At 53.1% G+C, this 19487-nt stretch carries 18 protein-coding genes, 1 tRNA gene and 2 rRNA genes; 4 read left to right on the plus strand and 17 right to left on the minus strand.

Annotated features, from left to right (window positions below; all coding sequences use genetic code 11):
* Positions 1-7 precede the first annotated feature (7 nt).
* The 3 genes from rrf (SK62_RS01510) to rrf (SK62_RS01520) all read left to right on the plus strand — a co-directional run bounded on the left by rrf (SK62_RS01510) (position 8) and on the right by rrf (SK62_RS01520) (position 372).
* Positions 8-123: ribosomal RNA gene (gene rrf, locus SK62_RS01510) — 5S ribosomal RNA — on the plus strand.
* Between the two features lie 14 nt (positions 124-137).
* A tRNA-Thr gene (locus tag SK62_RS01515) sits at positions 138-213 on the plus strand.
* 43 nt (positions 214-256) lie between these two features.
* Positions 257-372, plus strand: a 5S ribosomal RNA gene (rrf, locus tag SK62_RS01520).
* Between the two features lie 335 nt (positions 373-707).
* Here rrf (SK62_RS01520) and SK62_RS01525 read toward each other — a convergent pair.
* The 3 genes from SK62_RS01525 to SK62_RS01535 all read right to left on the minus strand — a co-directional run bounded on the left by SK62_RS01525 (position 708) and on the right by SK62_RS01535 (position 5442).
* Entirely contained in the window at positions 708-929 is a 222-nt protein-coding gene (locus SK62_RS01525; RefSeq protein ID WP_003860364.1) for a lipoprotein, read from the minus strand.
* Between the two features lie 248 nt (positions 930-1177).
* Entirely contained in the window at positions 1178-4291 is a 3114-nt protein-coding gene (locus tag SK62_RS01530) for an efflux RND transporter permease subunit (RefSeq protein WP_047719157.1), read from the minus strand.
* An 11-nt stretch (positions 4292-4302) separates the two neighbouring features.
* The gene (locus SK62_RS01535) at positions 4303-5442 is read right to left on the minus strand and encodes an efflux RND transporter periplasmic adaptor subunit (protein WP_047719155.1); all 1140 of its coding nucleotides are present in this window, start codon (positions 5440-5442) and stop codon (positions 4303-4305) included.
* Between the two features lie 396 nt (positions 5443-5838).
* Between SK62_RS01535 and envR the strand changes: the two genes are divergently transcribed.
* Positions 5839-6486: an acrEF/envCD operon transcriptional regulator gene (gene envR, locus SK62_RS01540; RefSeq protein ID WP_047719153.1), complete on the plus strand. Its 648-nt coding sequence runs from the start codon at positions 5839-5841 to the stop codon at positions 6484-6486.
* On the opposite strand, the gene SK62_RS01545 is transcribed toward envR, so the two are convergent.
* The 14 genes from SK62_RS01545 to SK62_RS01610 form a co-directional block, all read right to left on the minus strand.
* Positions 6481-8565, minus strand: coding sequence for a putative bifunctional diguanylate cyclase/phosphodiesterase (locus SK62_RS01545; RefSeq protein ID WP_032649683.1), 2085 nt, complete (start codon positions 8563-8565; stop codon positions 6481-6483). The two genes, envR and SK62_RS01545, sit on opposite strands and share 6 nt — an antisense overlap.
* A gap of 139 nt (positions 8566-8704) precedes the next feature.
* The gene (locus tag SK62_RS01550; protein ID WP_003860373.1) at positions 8705-8869 is read right to left on the minus strand and encodes a DUF2556 family protein; all 165 of its coding nucleotides are present in this window, start codon (positions 8867-8869) and stop codon (positions 8705-8707) included.
* Between the two features lie 178 nt (positions 8870-9047).
* Positions 9048-9344 carry a DNA-binding transcriptional regulator Fis gene (gene fis / locus SK62_RS01555; protein WP_000462905.1) on the minus strand — a complete coding sequence of 99 codons (297 nt, stop codon included), beginning with the start codon at positions 9342-9344 and terminating at the stop codon, positions 9048-9050.
* A gap of 23 nt (positions 9345-9367) precedes the next feature.
* Entirely contained in the window at positions 9368-10333 is a 966-nt protein-coding gene (gene dusB, locus SK62_RS01560) for a tRNA dihydrouridine synthase DusB (protein ID WP_023295513.1), read from the minus strand.
* A gap of 330 nt (positions 10334-10663) precedes the next feature.
* On the minus strand, positions 10664-11404 hold the full coding sequence (locus tag SK62_RS01565) for a carbonic anhydrase (RefSeq protein ID WP_047719150.1): 741 nt from the start codon (positions 11402-11404) through the stop codon (positions 10664-10666).
* Positions 11405-11541: 137 nt separating this feature from the next.
* Positions 11542-12423, minus strand: a complete 882-nt coding sequence (prmA, locus tag SK62_RS01570; RefSeq protein WP_015572021.1) for a 50S ribosomal protein L11 methyltransferase — start codon at positions 12421-12423, stop codon at positions 11542-11544.
* Positions 12424-12434: 11 nt separating this feature from the next.
* Entirely contained in the window at positions 12435-13886 is a 1452-nt protein-coding gene (gene panF / locus SK62_RS01575) for a sodium/pantothenate symporter (protein ID WP_017382704.1), read from the minus strand.
* Positions 13876-14118 (minus strand): YhdT family protein, encoded by a 243-nt coding sequence (locus tag SK62_RS01580; protein WP_003860385.1) that lies wholly within the window; start codon positions 14116-14118, stop codon positions 13876-13878. Before SK62_RS01580 ends, panF begins: the two co-directional genes overlap by 11 nt.
* Before the next feature lie 108 nt (positions 14119-14226).
* A complete protein-coding gene (accC, locus tag SK62_RS01585; RefSeq protein WP_003860388.1) occupies positions 14227-15576 on the minus strand; it encodes an acetyl-CoA carboxylase biotin carboxylase subunit in 1350 nt (449 codons plus the stop codon).
* A 10-nt stretch (positions 15577-15586) separates the two neighbouring features.
* Positions 15587-16051, minus strand: a complete 465-nt coding sequence (gene accB / locus SK62_RS01590) for an acetyl-CoA carboxylase biotin carboxyl carrier protein (protein WP_015572018.1) — start codon at positions 16049-16051, stop codon at positions 15587-15589.
* Between the two features lie 21 nt (positions 16052-16072).
* Positions 16073-16525, minus strand: coding sequence for a type II 3-dehydroquinate dehydratase (gene aroQ, locus SK62_RS01595; RefSeq protein ID WP_015572017.1), 453 nt, complete (start codon positions 16523-16525; stop codon positions 16073-16075).
* A gap of 234 nt (positions 16526-16759) precedes the next feature.
* Positions 16760-17359: a protein-methionine-sulfoxide reductase heme-binding subunit MsrQ gene (msrQ, locus tag SK62_RS01600; RefSeq protein ID WP_003860393.1), complete on the minus strand. Its 600-nt coding sequence runs from the start codon at positions 17357-17359 to the stop codon at positions 16760-16762.
* Positions 17360-18361 (minus strand): protein-methionine-sulfoxide reductase catalytic subunit MsrP, encoded by a 1002-nt coding sequence (msrP, locus tag SK62_RS01605; protein ID WP_015572016.1) that lies wholly within the window; start codon positions 18359-18361, stop codon positions 17360-17362.
* A gap of 77 nt (positions 18362-18438) precedes the next feature.
* Positions 18439-19413 carry an acrylyl-CoA reductase (NADPH) gene (locus SK62_RS01610; protein WP_017382706.1) on the minus strand — a complete coding sequence of 325 codons (975 nt, stop codon included), beginning with the start codon at positions 19411-19413 and terminating at the stop codon, positions 18439-18441.
* Between the last annotated feature and the right edge of the window lie 74 nt (positions 19414-19487).

Below are 19487 nucleotides of genomic sequence, written 5' to 3' on the forward strand. Positions count from 1 at the left end.
GAATTTGTCTGGCGGCTTTAGCGCGGTGGTCCCACCTGACCCCATGCCGAACTCAGAAGTGAAACGCCGTAGCGCCGATGGTAGTGTGGGGTCTCCCCATGTGAGAGTAGGGAACTGCCAGGCATCAAATTTAGCGTGCTGATATGGCTCAGTTGGTAGAGCGCACCCTTGGTAAGGGTGAGGTCCCCAGTTCGACTCTGGGTATCAGCACCACTTTATACTTAGGTTAAAGTTCGGCAAGAAGTAAAAGAATTTGTCTGGCGGCTTTAGCGCGGTGGTCCCACCTGACCCCATGCCGAACTCAGAAGTGAAACGCCGTAGCGCCGATGGTAGTGTGGGGTCTCCCCATGTGAGAGTAGGGAACTGCCAGACATCAAACAAGTAGAAAGGCCATCCGAAAGGATGGCCTTTTTGCGTTATCGCTCCAGCCAAACCAATTCCCTCATTCGATATTCCTGCTGTCGCCATTAATACCTTACGGACGTATTAAAGCGTTTTACCCTACTGAAACTGAAGTTGTGGAATGCATTATGCTGGCTCGCAGCAGCGTTAAATCAATTAAATGTTATGTACAGGTATGGGGTATAGCGGAGAGTAAGGTAGCGTATTGAATTTAATTAATATCTGATGCTATTCGTGATGAGGAATATACGCTCCTTATATCAGGAAAAAATAAAAGCGCGGCGATGGCCGCGCTTTTAGAAGCCTTATTTAGTCAGGGCGACAATACCGAGTGTCAGGCCAGCGATTGCCGCGGCGCCACCAGCAATCGCACCTGCTGTTTCCCAGTTATCCTGGGTAGTGCCCTTCATACAGGTATTGGTGTGAACCAGTCGCCCCTGATCGTCGTATACCGGTACACATGGAGAGTCGTGCGCGCAACCAGCAAGCAGCGCAGCGAGAAGTGCAACGGAAAGGAATCTTTTCATGATGTTACCTCAATATGATCGCTTATTCGCTAAAGAGCCGATACAGCAATTAACGAACTGATGATTATTTTACCACCGCACTAATACCATGCAGCACGGGGAATAATCTCAATTTGTGTGGATTGTAAAAATTATGAAGAAAAAAGCGCGGGCACTGATTATTAATGGAGGAAATGTGAAGAGGGGAAGTGTTTTTACATTGTTTTCAGGAAATAAAAAAGGCACCAGAGGTGCCTTTATGATTTTCATTAATCCTTGTGCTTTGTAAATCGTCTCCGGACAACCACAAAGAAAACAGGAACAAAGAAAATGGCCAACAGGGTGGCTGACAGCATCCCGCCCATCACGCCCGTCCCGACCGCATTTTGTGCCCCACTACCTGCACCGCTGCTGATGACCAGAGGCATAACACCAAGGATGAATGCCAGGGAAGTCATCAGGATAGGACGCAGACGCATACGCGAGGCTTCAAGCGTGGCTTCGATAATCCCTTTGCCTTCTTTATCCATGAGATCCTTGGCGAACTCAACGATCAGTATGGCGTTCTTGGCTGATAAACCAATTGTCGTAAGCAGACCAACCTGGAAGTAAACGTCATTGTTCAGCCCTCGCATTGATGCAGCCAGAAGCGCGCCGATCACCCCAAGCGGCACAACCAGCATGACCGAGAAGGGAATTGACCAACTTTCATAGAGGGCCGCCAGACACAGGAACACCACAATCAGTGAGATGGCGTACAGCGCCGGAGCCTGATTCCCGGAAAGTCGTTCCTGATAAGACATCCCCGTCCAGTCGTAGCCGATGCCGGAAGGCAGTTTTGACGCAAGGCTTTCCATCAACGCCATTGCCTCACCGGTACTTTTGCCAGGGGCAGACTCACCGAGGATCTCCATTGACGGCATCCCATTGTAACGTTCCAGACGCGGTGAACCGTACACCCAGTGAGAGCTGCTAAAGGCAGAGAAAGGCACCATTTCGCCGTTAGCGCTACGCACATACAGGCCGTTAATGTCTCCTGGTAGCATACGGAAGCGAGCATCAGCCTGGACATAAACTTTTTTCACCCGTCCGTGATCGATAAAGTCGTTCACATAGGTGCCACCCAGCGCTGTTGAAATCGTCTGATTGACGTCAGACACGCTCACACCCAGCGCCTGTGCCTTCTCCTGATCGACGTCCAGCTTGAACTGTGGCGTATCTTCCAGTCCGTTAGGACGCACGCGAACCAGTAAGTCAGGATGTTCTCTCACCATGCCCAGCAGCTGGTTACGCGCCTGGGTTAACTGCGTATGCCCCAGGTTTGCCTGGTCAATCAGTTCAAAGTCAAAGCCTGTTGCGGTACCCAGTTCAATAATGGCAGGCAGGTTAAACGGAAATACAAGACCGTCTTTGATCTGGCTGAACGCTTTCGTCGCGCGGCTGACAATCGCCTCAACGCCGTTTTCCTTGCCCGGACGTTCTTCCCATGGCTTAAGGCTGACAAAAGCGATACCGGAGTTCTGCCCCTGTCCGCTAAAGCTAAAACCGTTTACGGTAAAGACCGATTCAACGTTCGCTTTCTCTTTCGTCAGGTAATAATCCTGAACCTGATCGAGTACCTGCTGGGTACGCATCTGCGTCGCCCCTGCCGGCAACTGAACCATCGTCATAAACACCCCCGGATCCTCTTCCGGCAGGAAGGAGGAAGGCAGGCGCAGGAACAGAACTGCCATGCCGCCGACGATGATGACGTAAACCAGCAGATAGCGGCCGGTCTTACGTAAAATGCCGCTCACGCTGTTGCTGTAATGCTCCACACTTTTATCAAAGAGCGCGTTAAACCAGCCGAAGAAACCACCTTTCTTTTCATGATGTTCGCTGGCAACCGGTTTGAGCAGCGTTGCACAAAGAGCAGGCGTTAATATCAACGCCACCAGTACCGACAAGGCCATCGCGGAGACAATGGTCAGCGAGAACTGGCGATAGATAGCCCCGGTTGAACCACCAAAGAATGCCATCGGGATAAATACCGCCGAAAGCACCATGGCAATGCCCACCAGGGCGCCCTGGATTTGCTCCATCGACTTCTGCGTCGCCTCTTTTGGCGGCAGCTTGTCCTCAACCATGACGCGTTCTACGTTCTCGACCACCACGATGGCGTCATCGACGAGCAGACCTATCGCCAATACCATCCCGAACATCGTCAGGGTGTTAATGGAGAACCCGAACGCAGCCAGTACCGCAAAGGTGCCCAGTAACACCACGGGCACGGCGATCGTCGGAATAAGCGTTGCCCGCAGGTTTTGCAGGAACAAGTACATCACCAGGAACACGAGAACAATCGCTTCAAACAGTGTCTTCACCACTTCATGGATTGAGATCTTCACGAAAGGTGTGGTGTCGTACGGATACACGACTTTCAGGCCCTGAGGGAAGAAGGGCTGCAACTGCGCCAGTTTACTCTTGATGGCGGCAGCGGTATCCAGCGCGTTTGCGCCAGTCGCCAGCTTGATCCCCAGCCCCGTTGCTGCCTGGCCATTGATTTTGGTGACCATGTTGTAGTTTTCGCCACCCAGCTCAATGCGGGCCACATCTTTCAGGTGGACCATTGAACCGTCCTGGTTCACCTTCAGAGTCACACGACCAAACTCCTCCGGCGATTTCAGACGCGTTTGAGCAATAATTGAGGCGTTCAGTTGCTGCCCAGGTACGGACGGTGTTCCGCCCAACTGGCCCGCAGCAATCTGGTCGTTCTGCGTTTTTAGCTGGTTAATGATATCCAGCGGCGTGAGCTGATATTTGTTCATCGCGTTGCTGTCCAGCCAGATGCGCATTGCATACTGGGCACCGAACAGCTGCACGTCACCGACGCCGGAAGTACGGCTGATCGCATCTTTTACATTAGAAGCGACATAGTCGGAGATATCATCCTGCGTGAGGTTTTTATTGTCCGACACAAAGCCTGCAACCAGCAGGAAGCTGCTGCTGGATTTCTCCACGCCGATCCCCTGCTGCTGCACTTCTTGTGGCAGCAGCGGCATGGCGAGCTGGAGTTTGTTCTGAACCTGCACCTGCGCAATATCAGGATCCGTACCCGACTCGAACGTCAGCGTAATGGTGACGTTACCAGCGGAATCACTGGTGGACGACATGTACATCAAATTATCGATACCGTTCATGTTCTGTTCGATAACCTGAGTGACGGTGTCCTGTACCGTCTGGGCATCAGCGCCCGGGTAGGTTGCTGTCACCGCAACCGCCGGCGGCGCAATGGTCGGATATTGCGCGACCGGTAGTTTTAAAATGGCCAGTCCGCCCGCAATCATCAGAATGATGGCGAGTACCCAGGCGAAAACAGGCCGTTGAATAAAGAAATTAGCCATGTCGTTATTCCTTAACTGGCTGGAGTCGCTGCGGTATCAGGAATAGCCACGACGGTGACGCCAGGACGAACTTTTTGCAGGCCGCTGATAATGACGCGGTCGCCGTTTTTGAGGCCTTCCGTGATCAGCCAGCGATCGCCAATCGCCTGCGGTGCAACGACAGTGCGTGATTCCACCTGGTTTTTCTCATTTACCACAAGCACGGTGGCATCTCCGCGTGGTGTACGGGTTACTCCCTGCTGGGGAACCAGTATGGCATCAGGTTGCGTACCTTCATCGATGCGCGCACGGACAAACATACCCGGTAACAGCATATGCTGTGGGTTAGGGAAGAGGGCGCGAAGGGTGATTGAGCCGGTACTTTCATCTACCGAGACATCAGAGAACTGGAGCGTTCCTTTCAGCGGATAAGGCTGGCCATTTTCCATCAGCAACTCGACGCTGCTGGTGTCTCCCTTTTGCAGGCTCGTCTGCTGCTTCAGGCGCATAAAATCGCTGCTGGATTGCGTCACATCGACATAAATGGGATCGAGTTGCTGAACCGTAGCCAGTGCAGTTGCCTGGCCATTAGTGACTAACGCCCCTTCGGTGACGCTGGATTTACCTATACGCCCGTTGATTGGGGATGTGACTTTCGTATAGGCCAGGTTGATCCGCGCGCTTTCAACGCCAGCCTTCGCGGCAACCACGCTCGCATCCGCCTGCTGGGCAGTTGCCACCGCCTGATCGTACTCCTGCTTGCTCACATATTGCGTACCAACCAGCGGAACGTAACGTTTCACCGTCAGATGGGCGATATTCGCCGCCGCCTGTGCTTTTACCAGCTCACCTTTCGCATTGTCGTAGGCTGCCTGATAGGTGGCCGGATCGATTTGATAAAGGGATTCACCCGCTTTAACGTCGCTGCCTTCGGTAAAATTACGGTGCAGAATGATACCACTTACCTGAGGACGAACCTCCGCAACACGATACGCGTCAGTTCTGCCGGGCAATTCTGTCGTTACGGCCAGTGGCGCGCTTTTAACAATATGAACACTGACCTGAGGAGCTTGCGCATGCTGCTGTGGGTTTTCTTGCCCATCGCACCCGGTGAGCAGCGCGGCACAGACAATGAAACCGGATAAGGGTAAGCATCTGAAGTGATTCGTCATTACTGTTCCTTAAACTACCCTTGAGCCGATATTTGCCATGAATCGGTGAAAGGGTGTGAGGCAAAAAATAGAAATGTAGCCGCGTATAATAATGAGGGTGTTTAATGTTTTTTAATTTATAAGTGCTGATGGAGCTTTTAAAAGTAAAAATCGGAATCTGACACAGTGCATTCGGTATTCTTTTTCTGTCAGGATAATCAACGAAATGTTTTCGGTGAATGCTATTCATATATTTTATGAATTTTATGTATTCGATTTATTCACGTGAATTATAAATTAAATGAATTGACTTTTTTTGTGCAAAATTAACACGGGTTTTGGTTAATACTTTGACTACACGACCACGGCAATATCCTTTGATAACGTATCAATTTTATGAGTAATGAGTAGCAGGTTATGGCGCGCAAAAAAAAAGAAGAGGCTCAAAAGACCCGCCAGCAGCTGATTGAAGCCGCTATCGGGCTATTCGCGACGCGTGGCGTATCCAGCACCACGCTTACCGACATCGCCGATGCTGCTCAACTCACTCGCGGGGCGGTTTACTGGCATTTCTCGAGTAAAGCGGAAATATTTAATGCAATATGGGATCAGCAATTGCCGATGCGTGAGATGATTCGTGACAGGTTAATACTTTCCGAAAATGACGACCCTTTGTTAATGCTTCGTGAACAATTTATTGTCGCACTACAATATATTGCGAGCGAGCCGCGGCAATATGCGCTTTTACAAATTTTGTATCATAAGTGTGAATTTCATGACGATGTGATTTCAGAATGTGAAATACGAAAGCGGATCGGTTTAAACGATGATTATCTTCGCAAGACGCTAAAGCGATGCATTGCTCGTAACGTTATCTCTTCGCAAACCAATATTGAACTGGCGCTGATTTTTTTCCACGCCTTTTTTAGCGGTGTCATTAAAAACTGGTTAATGGATAGCAACAATTTTAATCTGTACAAACAAGCACCGGCGCTGGTGGATAATATTCTGGCGACACTAAATATCACCCGAGTGGCGCCAGTGGTTTACGATACAGCCTCATGACCGCGTCCGGGGTAGCGACATCTCCCCGTGCTGGCACTGTTCCATAATAGCTTGCGCGGTAATCGGTTTGCCCAGCAGGTAACCCTGTAGCGTATTGCATCCCAGTTCTGTCAGAAAGGTTTGCTGCGCTGCGGTTTCGACCCCTTCCGCCACGACCTTCAGATTCAGCGTTTTTGCCAGGGCGACAATCGCCGAGACAATCGTCGCATCTTCGCTCTCACCACTTAACTCTTTCACAAAAGCACGATCGATTTTCAACTCGCAGGCGGGGAGTCGCTTAAGATACAGAAGGCTTGAGTAACCGGTGCCAAAATCGTCTATCGAGGCTTTTACTCCCGCATCCGTCAGCGCTGTCAGGACACGCACGCTTTCGTCCGGATTGTTCATTGCCGTGGTTTCGGTCACCTCCAGGATCAACATGCCGGGCGGTACGCTATGGCGCGTCAGACAATCGAGAACTGTTTTAACCAGCGACGGCTGTTCGAACTGCAATGTAGAAAGATTCACCGCCATTGACCAGTCCGTGTGGCCCTGAAGATGCCATTCACGCAGCTGGCGGCAGGCCTCGTCGATTACCCAGTTTCCAATCGGAATAATCAGCCCCGTTTTCTCTGCCAGCGGTAGAAAAAGATCGGGTGGGAGTAACCCCTGTTTGGGATGCTGCCAGCGTAACAGCGCTTCGAATCCGAGGACTGGCCCGGCAGGGGCGTGAAATTTAGGTTGATAAAGCAGGCGTAACTCATTACGGTCGATGGCCTGCCACAGATCATTCATCAGCTGTAGATGCGTCTGCGCCAGCGTATTCATTGACGGCTGGAAGAAGTGATAGCCGTTACGACCCATATGTTTTGTGTGGTACATCGCAGCATCAGCGTTAAACATCAGTTCACGATCGGTTTTGCCATCGTGTGGATATAGCGCAATGCCAATGCTCAGGGTGACCATCAGTTCGTAAGGATCGAGATGGAACGGGCTATCAATGACGCGCACCAGTGAATTTGCCAGTGAGGCAGCATCATCCGGAGTGGCGGTTTCGGCCAGCAGGACGAATTCATCCCCACCGATACGCGCCAGCGTATACTGACCTTTCAGCTGCAACAGCAAACGCTGAGTCACCGCAACCAGAAGCTTGTCACCGACATCATGACCATAGGCATCGTTGACGGTTTTAAAGCCGTCGAGATCCATAAACATCAGCGCGAAAGGGCTTCCTTCGCGATCGGCCTTGCTGATGGCCTGATCGAGGCGATCCTCAAGCAGAATACGATTGGGTAATCGCGTCAGCGTATCATGTAACGCCAGCTGTGCGAGTTCACGATTAGCTTCTGCCAGTGATGAGGCCAGCAGCGAGGTACGAGCCTGAAGGCGGGCATCGAACATCGACACCAGCAGCGTAATCCCCAGAATAGCGAGCGCGACCACGCTAACCAGTATCGCCAGCCAGCTCCCGTTAATGCCATGATGGTGGACCATCGTCGACATTGGAAATTGTGCTGCTTCCATGCCGGCGTAATGCATGCCAGCGATAGCGATGCCCATGGTGATCGCCGCCCCCAGCCGCATCAACGCCATTCGTGCGGCTTCCTGACGTAAACGGAACGTCAGCCAAAGAGCGGCCAGTGAAGCGGCAAGGGCAATGACCACGGAGATAGCCACCCACTTTTTATCCCAGACAATACCCGGTGTGACCTCCAGGGCTGCCATACCAGTGAAGTGCATGGCAACAATGCCCGTTCCCATCACGACGGCGCCAGGCAGCAGCCGGCGCAAACGTAGCTGCTCGCCGCTAACGAGCCACAGGGCAAACATTGACGAGCTGATGGCGATAACCATCGAAAGCACGGTCAGGACCGCGTTGTAACTCATGCTCATGGAAAGATCCATCGCCAGCATACCGATGAAATGCATCGCCCACACGCCAATCCCCATCGAAACACCGCCACCTGCCAGCCAGACGCGTGCAGCGATGCCCTGGCTTCCGGCAACGCGCGCAGCCATATTCAGCGCGGTATAGGCGGCAAGAATGGCAACAACAAAGGAGATGACTACGAGGATTTGGTTGTATTGGCTAACCAGCATGGTCTGTTCACTCGTTGTGAGACGTTAAGCAAGAGCGGTTGGAAAGGGCACAGACATTATCATCGTCAGGAAATGACGAAAAGTGATTCAAATCCCTGTTTTTATTGGGTGATAACAGGGGGGGACAGGATGGAAGCGGTTAGTCCAGCTCTGAGCAGTTGACCAGTTTAAGCGGGTTCACGGAATTCATATTGCGACATTTATCGGTTTCGGTGCTCATCAGTTCAATCCACTGCATCAGCAGCGCATCAAAAATGAAAACAGAGACAGCAAAAACGACCAGCCACCAGTATTTACGAATCATGTGTCATTCCGTGAAAAGAGAGCCTGTAAGTTGCTGGAAATATACACGAAAAGCGGGCGTTGAAAAGTGGGGAAAGAGAAGGTTTACAAAGCATTGACGGTTGCCCGTCCGGACGATAAAAAAGGCGCTTCCCCATGCCGAAGAGCGCCTTTTTAAACAAGCAGTTAGCTAATCGAAATTAGTTCATGCCGTATTTTTTCAGTTTCTTACGCAGGGTACCACGGTTGATGCCCATCATCAGGGCAGCGCGGGTTTGATTACCACGGGTGTATTGCATCACCATGTCCAACAGTGGCTGTTCAACTTCAGCCAGTACCAGCTCATACAGGTCATTAACATCCTGACCGTTCAGTTGAGCAAAATAGTTCTTCAGTGCCTGTTTAACCGAGTCACGCAGGGGCTTTTGAGTCACCTGATCCTGGGAGTTAACGGTAGATACGGTCAGTACGTCAGAATTTACGCGTTGTTCGAACATAGTTCTGTCAGCTCTTTATTTCATTACGCAAGATTTTCGAAGTATGCCTCCAACGCCTCCAGCTGTACGCTGGCATCCTCTATGGCGTTGAATGTGCGCCGAAACTGGTCATTTGGAGCGTGCTCCTGGAGATACCAGGAGACGTGTTTACGCGCAATTCGGTACCCTTTTGCCTGGCCGTAGTGGTCATGCAGTTCCCGAACATGCGAACAAAGCAAGCGCTTAACCTCTGCCAGAGGCAGTGGGGCAAGCAGCTCCCCAGTGTCCAGATAATGCTGGATTTCCCGAAAGATCCAGGGTCTTCCCTGAGCGGCACGTCCTATCATCAGAGCATCAGCTCCCGTATAGTCGAGCACAGCTCTGGCTTTAAGCGGGTCAGTAATGTCGCCATTCGCGATAACCGGAATGGAAACTTTCTGCTTAACTGCCCGAATGCTGTCGTATTCAGCTTCACCGTTGAACAAACAGGCGCGAGTGCGTCCATGTATGGTCAGGGCCTGAATGCCACAGTCTTCGGCCAGTTGGGCAATCTCTACGCAGTTACGGTGTTCCGGCGACCAACCCGTGCGAATCTTCAACGTAACAGGAACGTCCACTGCGCTGACAACCGCCGTCAGGATTGACTTCACCTGGTCGGGGTATTGCAGAAGGGCTGAACCTGCAAGCTTGCGATTCACCTTTTTGGCCGGGCAACCCATATTGATATCAATAATCTGGGCGCCACTTTCCACGTTAATACGCGCGGCATCTGCCATCTCTTCAGGCACGCTTCCGGCAATTTGCACGGTGCGGATACCTGGTTCATCAATGTGCACCATCCGTAGGCGGGACTTATCGCTTTCCCAAACCTGCGGGTTAGACGACATCATCTCGGAAACGGTCAGGCCTGCTCCCATCTCGTAACACAGCGTCCTGAACGGCCGGTCGGTAATACCTGCCATTGGGGCTGCGATCAGGCGATTTCTGAGCTGGTGGTGTCCGATGCGCATGAGTTAAGAAATGACCATACTGTGACTGCAAGGCGGCGTATATTACGCATTTTTTGCACGAGATGAAAGGCCAAACTTTGAACAATCCTCTGTTGTAGATCAAGGAATCGCCAGTCATTCTTTTTGGATAAGATTATTCGCTATTTAAATCATTGTGTTATGAATAAATGAACATTTTGTGGGCGCTTACAATTTCCCGTAACTTCTCATCATTTCTGAATAAATGAATCAATTGTCCGGGATAATCTGCTGCTATAAGCAGCAGATTATGGCGCTTCTTTGCGATCTGCGTCGCATTTCAGCACAGGATATCAGCGTAAAAAAATCGACTTATTCAACAACCAGACGGCCATGAAGCGGTTGAACCGGGCGGCTGTTTTCATGGTGCATGGTGTGAGTGAATTTTTGCAGCTGTTCAGCAGAGACGGTCAGCGGGTGCTTGAGCACCAGCCATGTCACCCCTTCTGAACACGGTGGCGTGGTCAGAGAGCCGCTAAAACGCCAGTAGGTTTTATCCGTGGGCAGTAATTTATTCATATCGAGGGTTGGCTTAATCGTGACGTTCTGGTCAACCTGTCCAGGCATCACGCCCCAGAGTTTATCCAGTTCAGTGTTTGCCGCGCCCTGATCGAACATAACGGCAACGACCGTCAGTTCGCCGTCAGCGTTTTTATGGACCAGATGCATTTCCATTGTGTATTTTTTACCGTGCACCGTGTTTTCGGATGGCGCATGGAAATGGAACTGCTGTAACGTCCAGCGCTGTTTATCAAGCGTGATGCTGTCGCGTGTATCGGCATTTTCACTTGCCTGGATAGTATGGCCGTTGTTTGTCAGAATGACCGGGCCGTCGATATAGTGCGTTTCCAGCGGAGAGATGTGGGCTTTGACCGTGTTATCTATGTTGACCGGCGACTGATACATTCCGCTTTTACACGTCTTGTACGCCTCGTCCAGTTCGCCCCAGTGTTCCGGTGCGCCTTCTCCCTGATAACTCCAGTGTGATGCGTAAGCCGTAGCCGAAATCATGCTCAGCGCCAGCAGCGCTGCCTTGCCTGAAATGTGTTTCATCATATTCTTCCTGTGAATTTTATTATCCAAATCAATGATTAACATTATGATTTGTGCGGTTATTTTATCGAAGAAAGGAAGAAGGCGGGAGAAAAAACCGAAGGGAAAAGGCGTGGTCAGACGACCACGCCAAACGCTTATTTTTTACGGCCGGTGATGCGACACCACTCTTCTTTCTCGACCACCGGGTCGAGCGCGAAGAGATCGGCGTAGGCTTCACAGACGCTGTCTGCCTGGCTGGCAAGGATACCGGACAGGCCCAGCAGACCGCCTTCAACCGGCAGCACGCTGATTAACGGCGCCAGCTCGCGTAACGGGCCAGCCAGGATATTCGCGACCACAACATCGGCTTTCATCGCCTCTGGCTGTGCATCGGGCAGATACAGTTCAAGGCGATCGGAAACGCCATTACGCTCGGCGTTATCACGGCTGGCCTGAATCGCCTGCGGATCGATGTCGATCCCGATGGCTTTTGCCGCGCCCAGTTTCAGCGCCGCGATAGCAAGGATCCCGGATCCGCAACCGAAGTCGATCACGGTTTTGCCTTCCAGATCCAGGCCATCCAGCCATTGCAGGCACAGGGAGGTTGTCGGGTGGGTGCCGGTGCCGAACGCCAGACCCGGATCCAGCATCACGTTGACGGCGTTTTTATCGGGAACTTCACGCCAGCTTGGGCAGATCCACAGACGCTGACCAAACTGCATCGGATGGAAGTTGTCCATCCACTCGCGTTCCCAGTCTTTGTCTTCCAGCTGTTCAATTTTATGCGCGAAACCCACGCCCAGCAGCGGATGGTTTTCCAGAATCGCCACGACCTCTTTCATGTCGGTTTCTGCATCGAACAGGCCGATAACGTCCGTATCACCCCACAGGCGCGTTTCGCCTGGCAGCGGCTCAAAGACCGGCGTGTCATGCGTGTCCTGGAAGGTGATAGAGACCGAACCGGCCTCCATCAGCGCATCACTCAGTTCTTCGGCGTTCGCGCCGGTTGTGTTCAGTTTTAATTGGATCCACGGCATGGCAAAACTCTTTATTTATCAGTAGAAATCAGGGCAGTTTGTGGCACCGGTCGACCAAAACGGTTTCCCACCACAAACGCCAGTAAACTTAACAGTAACGAAGGCACGATAGGATGGAAGCCCAGATACTGAATTTTAAACGTGGCGAGAACGGCATACAGGACGCCCCCGACAATCATGCCGCTTAATGCACCCGCGGCATTCGCGCGTTCCCAGTACAGCCCCAGCACCAGCGGCCACAGGAAAACGGCCTCCAGCCCACCAAAGGCGAGCAGGTTCAACCAGATGATCATCTCCGGTGGACGCCACGCGGCCAGCAGCAGCAACGCCCCCAGCACCAGGGTAATCACCGCCGACATGCGCTTGAGGCGTCGCTCATTTTCGACCTGTTCAGGGCGCAAATTCAGATAGAGATCTTTAATGATCGTAGCGGAACTTTGCAGCAACTGAGCGTTGATGGTCGACATAATGGCCGCCATGGGGGCGGCGAGGAAAATCCCGGCGGCAAACGGCGGAAGCACTTTCACCATCAGGGTTGGAATGACCAGATCCGGTACGGTAAGGTCAGGGATCACCGCGCGTCCCAGCGCACCCGCCAGGTGCATACCGAACATCAGGATCGCCACCACAATTGTCCCGATAATGATCCCGCGGTGCACCGCTTTGCTGTCTTTATATGAGATGCAGCGCACGGCGGTATGCGGCAGGCCAATCACGCCAAAGCACACCAGTACCCAGAACGAGGTCATAAAGGCTGGAGAGAGGATGTCATCCGCCCCCTGCGGCGAGACCAGTTTCGGATCGATCGCTTCCAGGGTTTCAACCGCATGACTCAGGCCTCCTGCGGCATGCACGATACCTACCAGCAGAACGAGGGTGCCAATGAGCATCACCATCCCCTGCATCGTGTCGTTGAGTACGCTGGCGCGGAACCCGCCAAACGCGGTATACAGCGCGATACTCACACCGAAAATGACCAGGCCCGTCTCATAGGGGATCCCGGCTGCCGTCTCCAGCAGTCGCGCCCCGCCGATAAACTGCACCGTCATTGCGCCAATAAACGCCACCAGCAGACTCAGGCTTGCCAGCCATACCAGCAAGCGACTCTGATAGCGGGCAAACAGCATATCGTTCAGCGTTACGGCATTGTAGCGACGGGCCAGAATGGCAAACTTTTTACCCAGTATGCCCAGAGAGAGCCAGATGGCAGGCAGCTGGATCATGGCCAGCAGTACCCAGCCCAGCCCGTACTTATAAGCGGCGCCGGGGCCACCGATAAACGAGCTGGCGCTGATGTACGTGGCGGTCAGCGTCATGGCCAGCACGACGCCACCCATTGAGCGGCTCCCGAGGAAATACTCGTTCAGAAAGGTGCCGGTCGAACGTTTACGCATCGCATAAACCGACAGGCCAAACACCAGGAACAGGTAAGCGATAAGGGGCAGAATGACTTCAAGCTGCATCATCGTCCTCCAGTGAAATATCGCGATAGATGAATTTCACCATCGCCCAGCACAGCAGGATAAACACCAGCGGCAGCAGCAGGCAGGCCATTTCAAACCAGTGCGGGAGGCCGGTAATGCCAATCGCCGAATCAGGTAAGTAAGCAGTTACTAACCACGCGGCGAGATAGAGAAGGGTCAGCCACAGCGCCCAGCGCGCTTCTTTATGGGCCTGAACAAAACGTTTGTCCATTTTTTGTCCCTTGTGGATGAAGAAAGCGGGGATTGTACATGATGGGGCTTAGCGATCCCCAGAAATAAAAAAGGCCGGATAATCCGGCCTTTTAGCAACACTGGTCTCTTACTTCTCGTTCAGACCGAGTTTTTTCTCCAGGTAGTGGATGTTAGTCCCACCATTCTGGAAGTGCTCGTCGCTCATAATGCGCATCTGGAGATCAACGTTGGTTTTGATCCCGTCGATGATCAGCTCCTGAAGGGCATTCTTCATGCGGGCAATGGCCACGTCACGGTTTTCGCCGTAGCAGATCAGCTTACCGATCATTGAGTCATAATACGGCGGTACGGTGTAACCGGCGTAGATATGGGACTCCCAGCGCACACCAAAGCCACCCGGCGCGTGGAAACGCGTGATTTTACCCGGGCTTGGCAGGAAGGTATTCGGGTCTTCGGCGTTGATACGGCACTCTACCGCATGGCCTTTAACCACAACTTCTTCCTGTTTGATGGACAGCGGCTGACCGGCTGCGATACGCAGCTGTTCTTTGATCAGGTCAACGCCGGTGATCATTTCGGTAACCGGGTGTTCAACCTGAATACGGGTGTTCATCTCGATGAAATAGAACTCGCCGTTTTCGAACAGGAACTCAAAGGTACCCGCCCCGCGATAGCCGATATCGACACACGCTTTGGCGCAACGCTCGCCGATGTAGCGACGCAGTTCCGGCGTAATGCCCGGCGCTGGCGCTTCTTCGACCACTTTCTGGTGACGACGCTGCATGGAGCAGTCACGTTCTGCCAGATAGATTGCGTTGCCCTGACCGTCAGCCAGCACCTGAATTTCGATGTGGCGTGGGTTTTCCAGGTATTTTTCCATGTACACCATGTCATTACTGAAAGCCGCTTTCGCTTCCGCTTTGGTCATGGAGATGGACTGCGCCAGTTCAGCATCGCTGCGTACAACGCGCATACCGCGACCGCCGCCGCCGCCGGACGCTTTGATGATCACCGGATAGCCAATGCGTTTAGCATGGGCGCGGTTAGCATCCATATCGTCGGTCAGCGGGCCGTCAGAGCCCGGTACGGTTGGCACGCCGGCTTTTTTCATCGCGGTGATGGCAGACACTTTGTCACCCATCAGGCGAATGGTGTCGGCTTTCGGGCCAATGAAGATAAAGCCAGAGCGTTCAACCTGCTCAGCAAAGTTGGCGTTCTCAGAGAGGAAACCATAACCCGGGTGAATCGCGACCGCGCCAGTGATTTCGGCGGCGCTGATGATCGCCGGGATGTTCAGATAGCTTTTTACGGACGGAGCCGGACCGATACAGACCGTCTCATCCGCCAGCAATACGTGTTTTAAATCGCGATCCGCGCTTGAGTGCACGGCCACGGTCTTGATGCCCAGTTCTTTACAGGCACGAAGAATACGCAGTGCAATCTCGCCACGGTTGGCGATAACAATTTTATCCAGCATGTTCGCCTCGTTACTCGATGACGACCAGCGGCTCGTCAAATTCTACCGGCTGACCACTTTCGACCAGGATCGCTTTCACAGTACCTGATTTGTCTGCTTCGATCTGGTTCATCATTTTCATGGCTTCAACGATGCACAGGGTATCGCCTACGTTGACTTTCTGACCCACTTCGATGAACGCCTTCGCGTCCGGGCTCGGGGTGCGGTAGAAAGTACCAACCATTGGGGAACGTACGATGTGACCACTGATTTCTGTTGCAGCCGCAGGTGCCGCTTCTGCTGCCACTGGTGCAACGGCTGCGGAGAGCGCAGGCTGCTGCACTGGCGCAGCGTAAGCTTGCTGCATTACCGGGAAGCTAGCGGCCGGGGCTGCACGGCTGATGCGTACAGACTCTTCGCCTTCAGAAATTTCCAGTTCGGAGATGCCTGATTCTTCAACCAGCTCGATCAGTTTTTTAATCTTACGAATATCCATGAGTGGGTTCCGTACTCTTGTTTAGTGTGATTGTGACAAGCGTTTTACCGCTGTCTGTAAAGCGTATGAATAGCCGTCTGCACCCAGCCCACAAATCACGCCAGCGGCGATATCTGACAGGTAGGAATGGTGGCGGAACGGCTCTCGGGCGTGCACGTTACTCAGGTGGATCTCGATAAACGGGATACTCACCGCGAGCAGTGCGTCGCGTATAGCAACACTGGTGTGCGTAAACGCGGCCGGATTGATCAGGATATAGTCCACAGTGTCTTTAGCCTGATGAATACGGTCGATGATTGCGTACTCCGCGTTTGACTGAAAATGGTCCAAATCCACATTCAGCGGGGCTGCTTCCGTACTCAGACGGTTAACAATTTCGCTCAATGTCAGCGTGCCGTACTTCTCTGGCTCACGGGTGCCGAGCATGTTCAGGTTCGGACCGTTCAATACTAAAATTTGGAATTTGTCAGCCATTATGCCGCTATCTCCTGCGATTTTCGGGTAAAAAACAACATATACCCTCAAAGCGCAATTGTCACCCTTTCAGAGGCCTAAAACCCCTGTCCGGAAAACCGAAGTCGCACATTATAACGATTTCGTAGCATTTGGCAGCTAAATACTGGTCTTATCAGGGAAGATTATCAACCGCTATCCGAAAAAGATTCGCGGTTGATAAATAATCTGCGGGAAAACGCACAGTTTCGTGAACTATCGCAACCACTGGCGGAACTTCTTGTAACGCCACGCTAAAAGGGCCAGGGCCAGCAGGGCGTAGATGACTGGCTGAGGGGATAAAATCTTCACCGACCACAGGTAATGAATCGGGGCGAGGATCGCGACAAGATAGACGAAGTTGTGCAGCAGTTGCCAGCGTCGACCTAGTTTTCGCTGCGCATACTGCGTGGATGTCAGCGTCAGCGCCAGTAAAACCAGCCAGCTTACGATACCCAGCGTCAGATAGGGACGCGTCACCAGTTCGCTGCCAAGGAGTGCCAGGTTGTTAATGCCCAGTTCCAGCAGGGCGTAGCTGGTGAGATGCAGCGTCGCCCAGGCAAAACACCATAGCCCTAAAAGCCGACGGGTGCGTATCAATAATGGCTGTTTAGCGTAGCGCGCCAGCGGTGAGACGAGCAAGGTCGCCAGCAAAAATTTCAGAGCCATCCGACCCGTAAAATGCTGAATATCTTTCGCCGGATCGGCACTGAACTGTCCCTGGCTGGCTGCCCAGAAGAGCCAGATAAAGGGGAGCAATCCGGCTAAATGCAGGAGTACCTTCAGCCAGGTTATCTGCTTTGCCGTTAAACGCACTTAGAAGTTCTCCCGTAAATTCAGCCCACGGTAGAGGGATGCCACCTCATCCGCATAGCCGTTAAACAGCAGCGTTGGCTGGCGTTTAACATCCAGCGCGCCGCCGGAGCCGATAAAACGTTCCGTCGCCTGCGACCAGCGCGGATGGTCAACGTGCGGGTTAACATTGGCAAAAAAACCATACTCGTCAGGCGCTGCCAGGTTCCAGGTGGTGGGGGGGCGTTCACGGGTGAGCTTAATGCTGACGATCGATTTGATGCCCTTGAAACCGTATTTCCACGGTACGGTCAGGCGAATGGGCGCCCCGTTTTGCGGCGGCAGCGCTTTGCCGTAAACCCCAACGGTAAGCAGCGTAAGCGGATGCATGGCTTCGTCGAGACGTAAACCTTCAACGTAGGGATACTCCAGCCCGCCGCCGATAAACCGATCCTTCTGGCCTGGCATCTCGTCCGGGGCGTAGCGCGTCTGGAAGGAAACATACTTCGCGTTGCTGGTGGGCTCAACCAGCGCCAGCAGTTTATGCAAAGGGAAACCTACCCACGGCACCACCATCGACCAGGCTTCCACACAGCGCATACGGTAAATGCGTTCTTCAAGTGGGAAGCGGGTGGTGAGGTCATGATGATCCAGCGTCAGCGGTTTTGCCACCTCGCCATCTATCTTCAGCGTCCAGGGATCGGTTTTCATGCTCCCGGCGTTGGCGGCAGGATCGGCCTTATCGAGACCAAACTCATAGAAGTTGTTATAGCCGGTGACTTTATCTTCCGGCGTCAGCGCCAGTTTATTCTGCCACTGCGCCGGTTTGGTGAAGTTAAGCGGTGCGCCGGAGGGGGCTTTCGGGCGATCGTTGCCCTTAAACCAGTCGAGCAGATCGGCATGGGCCGCAGGGGTGAGCGTCAGGGCGGTGGCGCTGATGCCAAGCATTTTCAGGATCTGGCGGCGCTGTAGCATAAAGACAGATTCAGACGTTACGTCGGCTTCCGTCAGTTTTCGGGTTTTCATGGCATCCTCCGTCAGGCGTTTTTCTAAGCATGACGGAGGAGGAGGGTTAGCGCGAATATGTCACGAAAATTTGAAGATTAGGCGATTTTAACCAGCGCACGACCGTGGAACTGATTGTCCATGATTTTACTGGCGAACTCTGGTGCCTGGCTCAGGGTAATCTCAGTGGCGCTCTGGTCAAAGAATGAGGCTGGCAGATCCTGCACCAGACGTTCCCAGGCCTCAGCTCGCCGCTCGGCTGGGGTCATGACCGAATCGACACCCTGAAGACGCACGTTACGCAGAATAAATGGCATCACCGTCGTCGGCAGGGCAAAACCGCCCGCCAGACCACAGGCCGCCACGCAGCCGCCGTAATTCATTTGCGCCAGCACCTTCGCCAGCACTTTGTCGCCGACGGTATCTACTGCGCCAGCCCAGACCTGTTTTTCCAGCGGGCGGGTCTCGGCGAATTCGTCGCGGCTCAGAATACGGCTTGCGCCCAATTGACGTAGATAATCATGCGTACTTTCGCGGCCTGAGACGGCAGCGACCTGATACCCCAGCTTGTGCAGCAGCGTGACGGCCGTGCTGCCCACGCCGCCGCTGGCGCCGGTGACGACAATTTCGCCAGAGTCAGGGCGGATCCCGGCCTCTTCCAGCGCCATCACGCACAGCATGGCGGTGAAACCTGCCGTGCCGATGATCATCGCCTTACGACCGTCCAGGCCTTTCGGCATCGGGACCAGCCAGTCACCTTTTACGCGCGCCTGCGCTGCCAGTCCGCCCCAGTGGTTTTCACCTACGCCCCAGCCGGTGAGCAGCACCTGCTGTCCGGCGTGAAAACGTGGATCTTCACTGGTATGTACGCGGCCTGCAAAGTCGATTCCTGGCACCATCGGGAAATTTCGGATGATTTTACCTTTTCCCGTAATGGCCAGCGCATCCTTATAGTTCAGGCTGGACCAGTCGATATCTACGGTCACGTCGCCCTCCGGCAGGCGGCTCTCCTCGATGGCTTGCACTGAGGCAACGGTTTTGCCGTCCTGCTGTTCTAAGATCAAAGCCTGCATACTGGGTCCTCACTAGGTTTGATGATGGGAAAATATGTTCTGATGACTATACTCGCTCAATGAAACGCAGTGCC

The organism is Enterobacter sp. BIDMC109 (assembly GCF_001037885.1).
Lineage (GTDB): Bacteria > Pseudomonadota > Gammaproteobacteria > Enterobacterales > Enterobacteriaceae > Enterobacter > Enterobacter hormaechei_C.